Genomic DNA, 13,714 nt, shown 5'->3' on the forward strand with positions numbered 1-13,714 from the left:
CTTACAGGTCGAAGCCGAAGCCGATACCGGCGGACTGGTCATCGCTGCTGAAGGCACCGCCGATGCTGAACGACGCGCTTTCGCCGACCTGCTTGGAGTAGCCCACCGACAGCGCACTCTCACCGTTCTGCCAGCCGGCACCGACACCCAGGCGGCCGCGCGGACTGCGGCTGTTCGCCGCATTGATCGCCATGTTCATCATTGCCGCGTTCATCGCACCCTGACGGTCGATGCGCTCGTCCTGCTGGCCCAGGCGCAGGCCGACGTCGTCGCTCAGCTGGGTGAACTTGTCGTCCATCAGCGTTATCTGGCTGTCGGTGTAGGTCTTGGCCGAACTCAGCGTCTTGGTCGCAGTGGTATCGGTGTAGGCGTTGGCCGACGCCAACGTTGCCGCATCGGCCGGCTGTACCGGAGCGTTGGCTTTGGCATTGGCGGCGCCAGCCCCGTTGGCGTTGGTATCGGCGGCTACATTGGCGACCTGACGGGGAGCATCGACGGCGGCCGCAGTAATGCTGCCCTGGCTCTCCCCGGCATCCGGAACCTCCGCAAGCGCGGTCTCTTCCTCACCGGCAATCCCTGCTTCCACCGACGCCGTCGCGGCCGAGGCCTCCTTCGCGGACTGGCTGGCAACGGCCTCGCCATTTTCCAGGGGCGTGACGTCGCCATCGACGCCGGTGGTCGAGACTGCCGAAGCGGTTGAGGAGGTTGACGCGGCCGTTCCGCCCTCGACCACCGAGAGACGATCGTCGAGCCCGCTGATGGCACCGTCGACCGCGCTGAACGCATCGCCGACGTTGTAGTAGCTGCCGCCCTGGATCGAGAACATCGGACCGACAAAGCCACCCGGCCCCATCGACGCGCCGCCGCCGAGCGATTGCGCCATTGCATCGCCCATGCCGAACACCTGCGAGCCGTTGACCGCATCGGTGCTGGTCGCGGACAGGCTGCCAGCGGCCACGTTGGTGATCTGCCGTTCGGCCCCCGCCGTACCTACCGAGACACTGTCGGCGCGATCAGCCACCGATCCGGCACCCAGCGCGACGCTGTTGGCGGTCATGACCTGAGCACGCGCGCCGATCGCGGTACCGTCGCTCGCGGCATCCAGCACGCGGGCGTCGTAGCCAAACGCACTCGACCCCGCCGCACGGGCCTGCGCGTTGGAGCCGATCGCCGACGATGTCACCGCCAGCGCCTGGCTGTTGGCCCCCAGAGCGGTGGCGTTGCTGTCGGCGGCCTTCGCATTGCTGCCGAAGGCCGAACCGCTGACCTTCGCCGCCTGGCTGTTGGCGCCCACGGCCGTGGTGCCGTTGGCGCCCGCAACCGCCTTGCTGCCAGTGGCCAGTGCGCCCTGCCCATTGACCGCCGCATCGTCACTACCATCCTGCGCGCCGCTGGCGGCGAAGTAGTGGCTGGCCTCGCCGGCCCCGGCCGCCACTTCGTCCAGCTGCGACTTGTTCACCGCATCGGTCGCCTCGGTGCCGGCAGCGACGTTGGTGACTTGGCGATCGATCGCCGCGTGCACGACGCCCGCCGCGTCGGTCCATTCCTGCGCGGCACCCACCGAGACGCTGTCGGCGCGGTCGGCCAGCGAACCCGCACCCAGCGACACACTGTTGGTGGCGTCCTTGGTGGTCCAGGCGTTGGAACCAAGCACGGTCGAGTTCACCGCCTGCGCGTAGCTGTTGTAGCCCAGCACGCTGGCACCATCCTCAGTGGCCCAGGCCTCGTTGCCGACAGCGGTGGCGTACTTGCCCTCGGTCTCGCTGTAAGCGTCGATACCCGCCATGGCGTTGAAGCCGACCGCAGTGCCGCCTTCGCTGGTGTTTGCGTTGTTGCCCAGCGAGACGCCGTACATCGCCGCCCGTGCCTGCACACCCAAGGCAGCGCCGGCGCTATCGGCGATAGCACCCTGGCCCACGGCAGTGGCAACCTCGGCGGCCTGGCTGGAACTGCCGACGGCGGTTGAAAACGAACCAGCGATCGACCGGATGCCAAGTGCGGTCGCCTGCCAGCCTTCGGCAGTCGCAAACGTACCGAGCGCAGTGGTTTCGCGGCCGATGGCCCATGCGCCGTAACCGACAGCCGTCGCTGCAAGACCGGAAGCCTGCGCTTGCAGACCGATGGCAGTGGCGCCGATGCCTTGCGACAAACTGCCCGCACCAATCGCGATGCCACCGCCGTGCTGCGTGCCGCTGTCCTGGCCGATGGCGATCGAATTCATCCCCACGGCATTACTGCTGCTGCCCTGCGCGATGCTGTTCTCGCCCGTGGCGACCGCACCGTAACCATTGGCGGAACTGTAGTCACCGAGGGCAGTGGCACCATTGCCGACGGCCGAACTGCCGGTGCCCAGCGCCAGGCTGCTGCTGCCCACGGCGATCGAATAATCGCCTTCGGCATCGCTCTGGAAGCCGAATGCACTGCTTTCGATGCCGCCCGCCACCGCGTTCGGCCCGATCGCACTCGCATTGTCACCAATCGCCAACGCGGCATCGCTGCCATCACCGAGGCCGTTGACGTCGACGTAGTCGTCGACGGCATTGAGCTGTGCCAGGTTCACCGCGTCGGTGGCTTCCGTGCCGGCTGCCACGTTGGTGATCTGGCGCTGCAATCCCGGATGTTCGACGCCGAAGCCGTCAGTCCATGGGCCCGAAGCACCCACCGAGACGGTACCGGCACGATCGGCATACGAGCCCGAGCCCAGCGCGACCGAGTTGGTCGCGCCATAAGCGACCTCGCTGCTTTCACCGATCGCGGTGCCGTTGCTGTCGAAGCTGAAGGCATTGGCGCCGACGATCGTGCTCTTGGGCGCCCATTCGGCCGCAACAGAACCCGCGCCGACCACCGTGCCGCGGAAACTGTTGGCCTGCGCATTGGAGCCGACCGCCGTGATCTCGTCGGCTTCATAGTAGCTACCCGCGCCCGCGCCCACCGCGGTGGAATTGTCGCCGAGCACGTATGCACCAAAGCCTGCGGCCAGCGTATTCCAGCCGAACGCCGACGCCGCGCCGCCGAGCGCGGCGGAGAACATGCCGAGGGACTGGCTGCCCCAGCCCAGGGCAACGTTGCCATTGTCCGCGGCCTGCGCGTTCTCGCCGATCGCCACGGCGCGGGGGCCGCTCGCGATCGCGTTCCGGCCGATGGCCATCGAGGCCCAACTGCTGGAGACGGCGCCGGCACCGATCGCCATCGCGTAGTAGTAGTCCGCCTGCGCGCCATCGCCCAGCGCCATCGCCTGCTCACCCGACGCATGCGCACCGCGGCCGTACACGACGGCGCCAACACCGCTGGCCACGCTGTTCGCACCGGCGGCGACGCTGCCGACACCCGATGCAACGGCATCGTCGCTGCCGTCGCCGGCCCCATCGGCCGCGAAGTAATGGTTGGCATCGCCAACGCTATCGGAAAGTTCGTCGAGCTGGCCCTTGTTGACCGCATCGGTGGCCTCGGTGCCGGCGGCAACGTTGGTGATCTGACGTGTGCTACCCGTCCACTCGTTGCCCACCGATACCGTGTTGTCGCGCGTGGTGATCGATTCGGCGCCGAGCGCGACCGAGTTGTTGCTCATCGCCAAGGTGTTCGAGCCAATGGCGACCGAGTCGTCGGTCCACGCCTGCGCATACTGGCCCACCGCGATCGAATCGATACCCCCGGCCAAGGCACCACCACCTACCGCGGTTGCGCCATCCGCCTGGGTCTGCGCACCCGCACCGAGCGCGACGCTGTTGATGCCCCAGGCGCCGGTGTTCTGCTCGATGCACATGAAGCCGGTGCAGGCCATGGTGCCTCCGATCGCGATCGCACTGTCGGCGCCTGCGGTGGTCCACAACGAGCCCATTGCGATCGAGTTCTTGCCCGAGGCCGTCGCGATGCTGCCAATGGCGATGGCATGGTCGGCATTGGCGTAGCTGTCGGTACCCATCGCAATGGAGCCCGTCGCAAGCGACCAGGCATTGGCGCCCAGTGCCAAGGCATAGCTGCCCTGTGCCTGCGCGCCGTGACCGTACGCGCTGGCGCCGGTGCCGGACGCGTTGCTCAGCGCGCCAGTGGCGGTGCCGAAATCGCTCGCGTAGCTGCCTGCGCCGACGCTGGCGCTGTCGGTGCCATAGGCGTTGCTTTGCGCGCCGATGGCGATCGATGCCTCGCCAGTCGCCGAGCTGTCGTTGCCCTGCGCAATGGCCCATTGGCCGCTGGCGACGCTACCGTAGCCGTTGGCGACGCTGTAGTCGCCCAGCGCATTGGCGCCGGAGCCAATCGCGGACGAACCGATGCCCACCGCCAAGCTGTTGCTACCGAGCGCGGTCGAGTAGTCGGCGTCGGCGTAGCTTTGCGAACCGTAGGCGCTGCTCTCGACGCCATTGGCGACGCTGCTGGCGCCGGTGGCGGTGGCATGTTCACCGGCCGCGACGGCATCATCGCTGCCGTCGCCGGCACCGTCGGCAGCCAGGTAACGCGTGGCGTTGTCGAGCTGGTCCTTGTTCACCGCATCGGTCGCTTCGGTACCGGCGGCGACGTGGGTGATCTGGCGCTCATCACCGGCCGAACCGACCGACAGCGTGTTGTCGCGGTCAGCCAGCGAATTGGCGCCGATCGCGACGGCGTTTTCCGCCATGACCGTGCTGAAGGCGCCCAGTGCCGTGGCGTAGTCGTTGAAGGTTTCAGAGCCCAGGCCGATGGCGACTGCGGCGGTGCCGATGGCGACCGTTGGACGCAACTCGATTGCGCCATCGATGACCCTCGCGCCGAACCCGCCGATCGCAATGCCCTGCGCGTCGCCGACATAGCTGGCCATGCCGATCGCAACGCCTTGATAGGCATCGGCGGCGACCGTGGCGCTCAAGCCCAGCGCCACACCGGCGTCGGCATTGGCGCCGACGGCGGCGGCAGCGCCTATCCCCACGCCACCCGCGGCGCTGACGCCCGGAGTCGCGCCCCAGAGCCCGGCTACCGATCCGGTGTTGATCGCGACCGACACGTCGGCGGTGGCACTGGAAGCGGCCCCCATGGCCAGGGCGTTGACGCCCGACGCGTTCGACGAGGTGCCTACGGCCACCGCGTCCAAGCCCGTCGCCACGCTGCCATAGCCGATCGCGTTGGACGTTTCACCCAGCGCAGTCGCGCCCGTGCCGATCGCATTGGCGCCCATCGCGCCGGCGTAGCTGCCGCTGCCGATGGCCTGCGAATAATCGCCGTCAGCTTGGCTCTGGTATCCGTAAGCGCTGCTTTCCGCACCATTGGCGATACTGTTCGCACCGATGGCGACGGCATGTTCACCCGCTGCAACGGCATCGTCACTGCCGTCGCCCGCACCGTTGGCGGCGAAGTAGTGGTTGGCGTCGGCGACGCCCGTGGCGACTTCGTCGAGCTGCGCCTTGTTGACCGCGTCGGTCGCCTCGGTACCGGCGGCGACATTGGTGATCTGGCGCTCGCTGCCGGCCTTGCCCACCGACACCGTGTTGTCACGACTGGCCACCGATTCATTGCCCAGCGCCACGCTGTTCGCTCCCGCTGCATGGGAGTAGTAGCCGATGGCAACGCTTTCGTCGCCCTCGCTCATCGCTGCGGCGCCCAGCGCCGTCGATTGCAGGCCGATCGCGGCCGACATCGCGCCCACCGAAGTCGCGTACTCGGTGTTCGCACCGGCCAGCGAGCCCACGGCCACGCCGTAGTTGTCCCAGGTCGCGGCCGCCGAGCCGATCGCGACCGACATGTTGCCGTTGGACTGGGTCTGCATCATCCCCGCCCAGCTGTTGCCGATGGCGATGCTCATCTCGCCGGTGGCCAGGACGTTTTCGCCCAGCGCCACGCTGCTGTAGCCGGTGGCCTGCGATCCGTAGCCGATCGCCGTCGCGAACCACTGGTTGGCCACGGTCTGACCGCCCACCGCCGTGCTGGCCATTTCCAGCGCCTGGCTGTTGAAGCCCATCGCCGTGGACTGCGTACCGACTGCCTGGGCGCCTGCTCCCAAGGCACTCGCGCCGAGGCCGCTGGCCGCGCTGTTCGAGCCGACCGCCACCGCATCGGCGCCGTCGGCCGCGCTGCCGTAGCCGTTGGCGATGCTGTAGTCGCCGAACGCATTGGCGCCACTGCCGACCGCCGAACTGCCCACGCCCAAGGCCAGGCTGCCACTGCCGATGGCCGTCGAATGATCGGCATCGGCCTGGCTCTGCGCGCCGTATGCGCTGCTGTCGACGCCGTTGGCGACGCTGCTGGCGCCATTCGCGGTGCTGTTTTCGGCCGCGGCCAGGCTCATCGTGCCGGTGGCCGTGGCGTTTTCGGCCAGCGCATTCGCCTGATGGCCGACTGCCTGCGCGTTGTCGCCGCTGGCACCAGCCAGGCTGCCGATCGCGACCGCGTTCTGGCCTTCGGCCAGCGTCGCCTCGCCCACGTCGGGCATGCCATCGCCGTCGAGGTCGGTCCACTCGCTGCCGCCGATGGCGATCGCGCCTTCACTGTTGGCCGCGGCATTGCGGCCGGCGGCCACGGTGTTGGCTCCGTTGGCCAGGCTGTTGTTGCCGACGCCGACGGCGCCATCGCCCAGCGCCGCGGCGTTGGCGCCGATACCGACGCCGGACTCTCCGTTGCCCACGCGCGCATGGCCGCCGATCGCGACCGACTCGTAGCCGCCGGCTTGCGCATCGAAGCCCGCCGCCAGGCTGCCTTCGCCGGCGGCGATCGCCTGTCCGCCGATCGCGGTGGAGCCGTTGGCCCAGGCCTCGCTGAGCGCGCCGAGCGCGGTCGCGGCCTGCTCGGCGCTGGCCGAGGCGTGCGCGCCGACCGCGGTATTGCCGAAGCCCAGGCTCATGGCCGTCTGGCCCACCGCCACGCTGGCATCGCCCATCGCCAGGCTGCCCTGGCCGAAGGCGCTGGCGCCGATGCCGAAGGCGTTGCTGTCGCCGCCGACCGCGGTGGAGGAGTTCATCCAGGCGTGCGCGTTGACGCCCATCGCCATCGACTCCCAACCTTCGGCGATGGCGTTGTTGCCGACGGCGACTGCGCCAACGGCCTCGAAAGTTTCGCCCAACTCCTCGCTGTTCCACGCCTTGGTCTGTGCGCCACTGCCGATCGCAACCGCACCCGTGCCCTCCGCGCTGGCGTCATCGGTGCCGTCGCCAGCGCCGTTGGCCTTGAAGTAGTCCCGATCGAACTTGTTCTCGGTCGCGCGACGCCGCTGGGACGTGGAGCGGGCCAATGCAGGTAGCTCCTGCAGTTGCGCGCAGTCGACCGCCACGCGGCTTTGGTCCTGCAAGACCACCAGGCAGTCCTTGGTCACCGCCGTGGACGCGGTTTCGGCGGCCGCCACCGGTGGCGCCAACATCAGAGTCGCCGACAGGACCCCCGCCGCCAACGAGGCATGGCCAAGACGACGTGGACGCGCCGCCTTGCCGCCGTGCGACGACGCCAACTCGGACACCACCACCATCGCCTGCAACGACGAATTCCATACCAGACCAAAGACCTTGTTCATAAATCTCCCGTGTTCAGTTCTAAGCGCAACTGGCTTTCCCGTCCCCGTTCAGGCACGCCGGATTGACCGATTGCAACGTGTGAGTCCACCCACCCAGCGGGGTTTGGACTTCGGTCTGAGCGCTGGTTTTTGACCAACTACGTCAGCTAATGACAACCTCGGGCCACTTGCGAACCTAATAGGGCAGCGTCGACCTTGTCACGCTCGCTTTCTCACTTAATACTCACGGAAATCTCACCGCGGCCCACCAGACGCTTCCAGGCAATGAGGCGGGCACGCAAAACGGGGGTTTTCAACGGGTCGAACCGCATGGACGCCTCTGTGCATCAACGAGGCACGAGCATCGAAATGTGGAATGGCGTTCTCAACTGGCTACGCGACGTACCGGTGACCGACGAAGTGGACCGTCGCAACGCGCCGGTCATGCAACTGCTGCTGCTGTTCTATGGATTGCTGTTGCCCGCAAACTGGGCGTGGCGTATCGCGACTGGTGAAATTTCCAGGACGTCGACGATCGTCTTCACGGTTGACATGCTGATCGCCGCTCTGGCCTTGGTCAGCATCGCCCTGATCCGGCATGGCCGGTTCAGGCTGGCGATCATGCTGTTCCTCGCACCGCAGCTTATTTCGCTGGAGATCACCTTTTCCATGGTCGGCGTGATGCCGCAGCTGATCGATCCGGCGCCCACGATGCTGACCTTGGCCATCAGTGGCCTGGTGCTGGGGCGGCGCGCCTTGTGGATCGTCTGGGGCTTGTTGATGGCTGCATTCGCGACCGGCTTCGCCACCAACGTGAGGATCGCCACCGAAGCCGGCATTCCGGTAGGCCTGGCATTACGCGACCTCCCCGCGGTCCTGATCAGTTACACACTCGTCACGATCGTCCTCGATCGCTCGATCAATGCATTGCGCGAAAGCCTCGCCAAATCCAATTCGCGTGGCCGCGAACTGCAACGCGAGATGGCCGAACGCGAGCGCGCGCAATCGCAGCTGATCCACTCGCAGAAGATGGAGGTCAGCGGTCGCCTCGCCAGCGGCGTCGCCCATGACTTCAACAATATCCTCGACGTGATCCTCGGCTTCGCCCGCCAGCGCCATGCGCTGCGCGATGGTGGCCGCGCCGCCGAACAAGCCGCCGCACTCGACGGTGCGCTCGAAGGCGTCGAGATTGCAGCACATCGCGGAACAGCGATCACCCGCAAGCTACTCAACTTCAGCCGCGCCGACGTGCTCAAGATCGAGGTATTCAATGCAGGCCAGGCCCTGGCGGAGTTGCGGCCGATGCTGCGACAACTGTTTCCGCCGTCGGTGCGCTTCGACCTGCATGCCTGCCCGGAACCGGCGCCGGTCCGACTGGACCGCAGCGAGTTCGAACTGATGGTCCTCAACATCGCGGCCAATGCCCGCGACGCGATGCCCGATGGCGGCCACTTCCACGTCCGCGCGGCACGACTGACCCACGACACCGTCGAGATCACGCTTGCCGACAATGGCCACGGCATGGACGAGCATGTCCGCCAGCGCATTTTCGAACCATTCTTCAGCACCAAGGCCGCCGCGGACGGGACCGGCCTTGGGTTGGCGGTGATCCGTGACCTGGTGAAGGTGGCCGGCGGAGAGATCGATGTCGCCAGCGTGGTCGGCGAAGGCTCTGTATTCCGCATCCGGCTGCCGCTGGTGGCCCATGAAGGACACCGGGCGGATCAGGCCCCGTCGTTCAGCACGTAACCTTCGCCATGTACCGCAATCAGCGGCAGGGCTGCGCCGCAGCCGTCGACCACCTTGCGGCGCAAGCGATGGATCAGTGAATCCAGTCGGTGCGGATCGAAGTCGTGGACGTTTTCGGTCAGCACCGCAATCAATGCATCGCGGGTGACCAGTTGCCCCGGCGCGACCAGCAGGCGCTCCGCCACGCGACGCTCCGCGCGGGTAAGCGCCACCGAGCGCCCCGCGGGCGAGACCAGGCACCAGCCGTTGGCGCCCAAGCACCAACGCTTGTCCATAGCCACCGCCGTGCCCCGCAAGCGGCGCGCCAGGCTGTGCAGGGTGGCGGCCATCAGTTCGATCTCGACGGGCTTGGACAGATAGGCATCCGCCCCCTGACTCAGGCCGCGGACACGGTCGGGGGTGTCGCCACGACCGGTGAGCATCACGATGCCGATGTCCGGGTGCCCGACGCGGATCTCACCGGCAAGGCTGAAGCCATCGGCATCGGGCAGGCCGACGTCAAGCACGACGATGTCGAAGACGGTCGATTGCATCTGTTCGCGCAAGCTGGCCGCCGTCGCCAGGCCATGCACCGCGAATCCGAAATTGGCCAGCCCGGGCAACAGGATCCGCTCGCGGAGCATCTCGTCATCTTCCAGCAGCGCGATGTGCAATCCACTGGTATCCGGGGTCATCAGGGTCATCGGGACAATCACCAGCTATCGGAACCAAAACCTCTGCCGATAGTAGCGAATGGGCGCGGTCGATGAATGCGTGGATCCCGGTTCCACCAACGCGAGCACGAAAAAATGGAACAAGCGGTCCGGGCCGGCGCGCTCGCGCTCCCGGACCGGTGCGCGACCTAGAACGCGTAACGCATGACCAACTGGTAGCGTGGACCCGCGTGTTCGGCCTCGATCTCGTACTCGTCGTGATCGCGATCGATCTGGTCGGCCAGGTTGTCGAATTTGTCGAAGACCTCGGTCTTGTCAGCATCCAGCAGGTTGGTGCCGCTCAGTCGCACCGAGATGCTGTCGCCGAAGCGCTTCTCGACGAACAGCTCCAGGTCGCCGTCATAGGTGGTCAGAACCTCCTCTGCGAGTACGCGGCTGTAAGCGTCGCCCTGCTTGCGATAGCTGGCGCCGAACGAGGCGGCCCACGACGGCAGGTCCTGGATGAAACCGACGTTGTAGACGTTCTCGGCCTGGTTGTTGAAGCGGCGCTCGCCGAGGAAATCCTCGACCTCGCTGTCGAGCCACGAGTAGTTCATGAACACGCCGGTGTCGGGCATGCCGAATGCAGTCAGCGGCGTGGACAGGTCGAGTTCGACGCCCCAGACCTTGCCGTCGCCGACATTCGCCATGGTGTAGACGAAGCTGTTGGGCTCGAACGGCACGGCGGCGGTGGCCTCTGCCTCGCCAACACCGTTGTCGTCCATATACCCCTCGATGTCATCGGCCCAGTCATCAAAGGCCGTCTCGTTCGGCTCGCCGGTGTTGACCAGTTCGATCAGGTCGGTGATGTCGCGGTAGAACAGGTTCACGCCGACCACGCCGCGCTTGCCCAGGCGGCGCTCGAACCCGAGGTCGAAGCCGGTAGCTGCTTCCGGTTCCAGCTCGGGATTGCCGAGGAAGTCGTTATCGCCGTACTCCTCGCTCAGCAGCGCGGGGATGACGTGGTTGAAGTTCGGGCGACGCAGGCTGCGCGCGGCTGAGAAGCTGATACGGTTGGCCTCGCCGATGTCCCACTTCAGGTGCAGTGACGGCAACAGCTCGCCGTAGTCCCTGGAGACGCGCACCGACTCTCCGTCCTGGCTGGATTCGATGTCCGAACGGGTGTCCTCGTAGCGCAGGCCGGCCTCCCATGCCAGTGCACCGGCATCGCCGGAGAACATCAGGTACGGGTCGACGCGGGTTTCCTCGATCAGGCTGCCGATGACCGTATCGGGCCCGTACACGACGGGGTCGCCTTCCGCTTCGGCGGCGAACTCGTAGTAGCTGTGGTTGATGTCGCGCTCCTTGGCGCGGTAATCGACACCGAACTCCATCTCGGTCGCGCCGACCGGGCGCTTGTGCGCGATCTTGAAGCTGGTTTCGGTGTCGCTGGCGTCGATGTCCAGCCGCTCGCCTTCGGACTCGTCCCATTCGCCATCGACGTAGGCGTGCGACTCCTCGGTTTCGACGCTGCCGTCCTCGAAGCGGGCATGGTCGACGTCGAATTCGGTCGTGCCGCCGGCCATGTCGAACCGGTATTCGAGTCCGACACCCCAGTTCTCCTGGTCGTTGAGGCCCAGCCCGGGGACGTCGGCGACGATGGTTTCATCGCCATCGAACTCGACCTCGTGCGAGACCTCGACCTGTTCGCGGTCGGTCTTGACGTAGAAACCGTCGATCGACAGGCGGCCGGTTTCTCCGAGGTCGGCGGTGTAGGAGACGTTGCCCGAATAGTCCTGCCCGTCGCGGGTGTCGGTCTGGTCTTCCCACGAGACCAGCCCGCGGTCCTGGGGATTGTCGTAGCGGTCACTGCGCTTGATCTTCGGGTTGTAGCGGTCCTGGACGTTGATGCCGACCAGCAGGCGGCCGCCGAGCGCTTCGCCGGAGGTCACCGCGCCAAAGGTCGGCTGGATCTCGCCGTCGTCGTAGCGCATCGCGCCGACACGGATGTAGCTGCCGTCGAACTCGTAGGCGTCGCGCAGCACGATGTTGATCGCTCCGGCCACGGCGTCGCCGGAGCGGTTGGCGCTGTTGCTGCGCAGGATCTCCACGCGCTCGACCATCTCCGCGGGGATGCGGTCGACCCAGAACGAGCGGTCGTCGCCGGCGCCCGGCACCTTCTTGCCGTTGACCAGTATCTGGGTGTAACCCGGATCCAGTCCGCGCAACTGCACGCCGTCGTACTCGAGCACGTCGGAGACGAACACCGCGCTGGGCACGCGCTTGAGCATGTCGCCAACCGTGGACGGCTCGAAGCGCTGGAAGTACTCCAGGTCGTAACTCAGCACCGGCGCGATGTCCGGGGTGCGGTTGCGGTAGGTGATCTCGCCCTGCACCACCACGGCGTCGAGTTCCTTGATTGCGTCGCCAGCCGGCGTGGATGCCGGCGCCATGGCTGCAACCGGGACGGCAACGGGGACAGCCTGAGCGAACGCACCACTTGCGGCCGCCATCGCCATGACCGCGATGCCGCGCGAGAGCGCAACCGTAAGGGGAGACTGCTGCATTCAGGGGTGCCTGCGCCGGTTGAAACCGTAAGTTCTACGGCCCCTTCATGGCACCGATATGACGAGCGGGTTGTCATCGCCGTGACGCATTGGCGCGATACAAACCTCCGCCAGCGCGCGCGATTTCGACGCCCGCATTTACCGGAGCTTCCCGATGCAACTGCGTTACTCCCCGCTCGCCGCCGTCCTCGCCTCGACCCTGCTTCTGGCCGCCTGCGCCAGCGTGCCCGGCGGCAGCGAACGCGAGCCCGACGAGGGCGACGACATCCTTGCACCCACCACCGGCTACACCACGGTCGCCGAAGCCTTCCTCACCGCCAACACCCCGGCCGAGAACATCGACTCGCCGGCCAGCTGGACCGACGACGCTGGCAAGACCTGGTTGATCGCGACCGCCAAGGACACCCACCGCCTTGCCGTATACGACGGCGACAGCGGCGCGCATGTCCGCGATATCGGCGGCGAAGGCGCGGCGTTGGGGGAGTTTCGCCGGCCCAACGGCATCGCCGTACTTGACGACGCCGCATCTGGGGCGGGGCAGGCTCTGCTGTTCGTGGTCGAGCGCGACAACCGCCGCGTGCAGGTGCTGGCGCTGCCCGGTTTCGAGCCGCTGGGTGCGTTCGGCCAGCAGCAACTGCGCCAACCTTACGGCCTTTGGGTCAACCGCCTGGCTGACGGCGGTATCGAAGTGCTGGTCAGCGACAACTACATGTCGCCAACCAACGAGGACCTGCCGCCGCCACTGGACGAGCTGGACGAGCGGATCAAGCGCTACCGCCTCGATACCGCGGCGCTGGCCGATGGCCGGGTACAGGCGCGACTGGCCGGCATGTTCGGCGACACCACCGCCGCGGGTGCGATCCGGATCACCGAGTCGCTGGTGGGCGACCCGGCGCACGACCGCCTGCTGATTTCGGAAGAGGACCAGGCCGGCGGCACCCTGTTGCGCGAGTACGGGCTGGACGGCAGGTTCCGTGGCCGCAACATCGGCGGCGACGTGTTCCAGGCCCAGGCCGAGGGCATCGCACTGTGGCAATGCGACGACGGCAGCGGTTACTGGATCGCCACCGATCAGTTCGCCGACCGCAGCGTGTTCCATGTGTTCGACCGTATCAGCCTGGCGCACCTGGGCGCGTTTGCCGGCAACACCGTGGCCAACACCGATGGCGTGTGGCTGCAGCAGGCACCGACCACGCGCTTTCCTGCCGGGGTGTTCTATGCGGTCAACGACGACCAGGGCGTGGGCGCGTTTGACTGGCGCGATATCGCCCGTGCACTAGAGCTCAAGGCCGGCTGCACGCAGTGAGTTGCACGGCGGC

5 protein-coding genes are annotated in these 13,714 nt (G+C 67.0%); 2 read left to right on the forward strand and 3 right to left on the reverse strand.

The features are described 5' to 3' along the window. Position 1: 1 nt before the first annotated feature. Complete coding sequence (locus ACW7G1_RS13030; RefSeq protein ID WP_456980192.1) at positions 2–7,468, reverse strand: ESPR-type extended signal peptide-containing protein; 7,467 nt, start codon at positions 7,466–7,468, stop codon at positions 2–4. Between the two features lie 348 nt (positions 7,469–7,816). Between ACW7G1_RS13030 and ACW7G1_RS13035 the strand changes: the two genes are divergently transcribed. After that, complete coding sequence (locus tag ACW7G1_RS13035) at positions 7,817–9,196, forward strand: sensor histidine kinase (RefSeq protein ID WP_456980193.1); 1,380 nt, start codon at positions 7,817–7,819, stop codon at positions 9,194–9,196. Here the strand turns inward: ACW7G1_RS13035 and ACW7G1_RS13040 are convergent. Both ACW7G1_RS13040 and ACW7G1_RS13045 read right to left on the reverse strand, forming a co-directional pair. Further along, positions 9,172–9,879, reverse strand: coding sequence for a response regulator transcription factor (locus tag ACW7G1_RS13040; RefSeq protein WP_456980194.1), 708 nt, complete (start codon positions 9,877–9,879; stop codon positions 9,172–9,174). The two genes, ACW7G1_RS13035 and ACW7G1_RS13040, sit on opposite strands and share 25 nt — an antisense overlap. A 158-nt stretch (positions 9,880–10,037) precedes the next feature. After that, positions 10,038–12,395 (reverse strand): TonB-dependent receptor plug domain-containing protein, encoded by a 2,358-nt coding sequence (locus tag ACW7G1_RS13045; RefSeq protein ID WP_456980195.1) that lies wholly within the window; start codon positions 12,393–12,395, stop codon positions 10,038–10,040. 154 nt (positions 12,396–12,549) lie between these two features. Between ACW7G1_RS13045 and ACW7G1_RS13050 the strand changes: the two genes are divergently transcribed. Then, a complete protein-coding gene (locus tag ACW7G1_RS13050) occupies positions 12,550–13,701 on the forward strand; it encodes a phytase (RefSeq protein ID WP_456980196.1) in 1,152 nt (383 codons plus the stop codon). The last annotated feature ends 13 nt before the right edge of the window (positions 13,702–13,714 follow it).

It is taken from the genome of Lysobacter sp. A378 (assembly GCF_054052125.1).

Excerpts from the sequence above, each read along its gene's own strand:
- ACW7G1_RS13030 (WP_456980192.1), bottom strand. The coding sequence starts at position 7,468 with ATGAACAAGGTCTTTGGTCTGGTATGGAATTCGTCGTTGCAGGCGATG.
- ACW7G1_RS13035 (WP_456980193.1), top strand. The coding sequence starts at position 7,817 with ATGTGGAATGGCGTTCTCAACTGGCTACGCGACGTACCGGTGACCGAC.
- ACW7G1_RS13040 (WP_456980194.1), bottom strand. The coding sequence starts at position 9,879 with ATGACCCTGATGACCCCGGATACCAGTGGATTGCACATCGCGCTGCTG.
- ACW7G1_RS13045 (WP_456980195.1), bottom strand. The coding sequence starts at position 12,395 with ATGCAGCAGTCTCCCCTTACGGTTGCGCTCTCGCGCGGCATCGCGGTC.
- ACW7G1_RS13050 (WP_456980196.1), top strand. The coding sequence starts at position 12,550 with ATGCAACTGCGTTACTCCCCGCTCGCCGCCGTCCTCGCCTCGACCCTG.